Origin of the sequence: Methylophaga sp. UBA5088, from assembly GCF_002414625.1 — a bacterium.
GTDB lineage: Bacteria > Pseudomonadota > Gammaproteobacteria > Nitrosococcales > Methylophagaceae > Methylophaga > Methylophaga marina.
In genome coordinates, this window is the sequence record NZ_DIAC01000039.1 from 26,789 (window position 1) to 28,425 (window position 1,637).

3 protein-coding genes are annotated in these 1,637 nt (G+C 45.3%); all 3 read right to left on the reverse strand.

Annotated elements, in window-relative coordinates; genetic code table 11:
• Positions 1-203: DUF1989 domain-containing protein (locus tag B4K20_RS05540; RefSeq protein ID WP_289282180.1), on the reverse strand; the 203-nt coding region annotated here is incomplete at its 3' end.
• 18 nt (positions 204-221) lie between these two features.
• On the reverse strand, positions 222-959 hold the full coding sequence (locus tag B4K20_RS05545) for an urea amidolyase associated protein UAAP1 (protein WP_289282181.1): 738 nt from the start codon (positions 957-959) through the stop codon (positions 222-224).
• On the reverse strand, positions 956-1,637 hold a 682-nt coding region (locus tag B4K20_RS05550), incomplete at its 5' end, for an ATP-binding cassette domain-containing protein (protein ID WP_289282182.1). The genes B4K20_RS05545 and B4K20_RS05550, both read right to left, overlap by 4 nt.

Sequence of the window (1,637 nt, forward strand, 5' to 3'; positions counted from 1 at the left end):
TGTTCACGTAACGTATCAATTGCACTGTATCTTTCACTGGGATCAGCCGCACTGTAAAACAGGGTATCAGCGGCCTGATTACCATGTGAATCAACAATTCGCAGCGTTTCGCCGGCTTTGAGCTCATGCATCCAATAATCGCCTGCTAACACTTCTTCACGATAGCTGGCTAGTTCAGGGTTTAAATTACTTTCTTTAATCACAACAATATCCTTCCCTAATTAATGATGATGACCGCATTGATGGTAGATACGGTTATTCTCAAAACCACGCTGATTCTCTGCACAGTGATTCACGCATTCGTCATCTTCAGTCACCGGTGCAGATTCTCTTAACTGATAGATAACGGGATGTTTGGGGTAGGCTTCAGCGGTATTCATCGGGTGTGGGCAGGTATGGAAGATAACCAGCGTATCCATCTCAAAACGTAAATCGATGAAGTCACCGGCTTTACTATTGTTTTTAACAAACTGCATATTGCCATCAGCATCGGTTTTGACCTGACTGAACAAATTCAGATTGGCCGCCATATCACGACGGTTCATGCCGTATTTGGCTAACTCCACCAAAAATGCATGTTCGCCACTTAAGGTCCAGTCATTTCCCGCTTCCTGATAACTTCTATCAGCCCAACGGTTTTTCATTTTCTCAGTGGAAAGGTTTCCGCCTACAGTATCGTGCCAACCAACGCTGTCATCGATGATAGAGCAAAATACATGTCCCATATCTGAGTACAAACAATGGCCTTTCGTCAGCTTGAATGTATGTTGACATTTCAAGGTGTCTGGCGCGTTGTAACGCTCCAGCTTATTCATCGGGTTGTAGAAGAGCATACCGACATTCGCACCGCCCTCTTTATCAATCAGACGCAGTGTTGTGCCCTTTCTGACTAACATTGACCAATGCGTGCCACCAGGCAATGTATCCTCATAAATCACATCGTTTTGTTTCTCGCTCATACTGTTTCCTGCTTTTGTTTCATTGTGTTTGAGATGTCATCCAAAGTGGATTTCCTTGTGTCACCGACGGGAATATCAAAAGTAATGGATGCCCCATATCGATTTGGGTTATCTGGGTCTTGACGGTGTTTATCGAACACCAATAAGCGAGTGCCCAAATAAAACCCTTCGGTTAAATCATGGGTAATCATGAAAATGGTGATACCGGTTTTTTGCCAGATATCTAAAATCAAGGCATGCATGTCTGAACGAATACCAGGGTCAAGCGCCCCAAATGGTTCATCCAGCAATAACACTTTCGGTTGTTTGATTAAGGCCTGGGCAATCGCTAAGCGTTGCTGCATACCGCCAGATAAAGAAGTGGGATATTGATTGGCGACATGACCAAGCCCGACAAGTTCTAACATTTCCTGAGCTTGGGCACGGACCTGTCGACGCTTGCTGCCAAAACATCTACCCAATAATTTTGATTGACCAAATTCCACACCCAACATGACATTTTCAATTACGTTCAAGTGTGGAAAAACAGAGTAACGCTGGAAGACGATGCCACGGTTAGCATCGGGCTCATCACGAATGGGATCACCATCCAGTAATAATTCTCCTCGAGAGGGGTTCTCTGTGCCCAGCAGCATTTTCAGAAAGGTGGTTTTGCCGCAGCCGGAGGCGCCGACCAGG

Coding starts and splice junctions, on each gene's coding strand:
- B4K20_RS05545 (WP_289282181.1), bottom strand. CDS start 959: ATGAGCGAGAAACAAAACGATGTGATTTATGAGGATACATTGCCTGGT.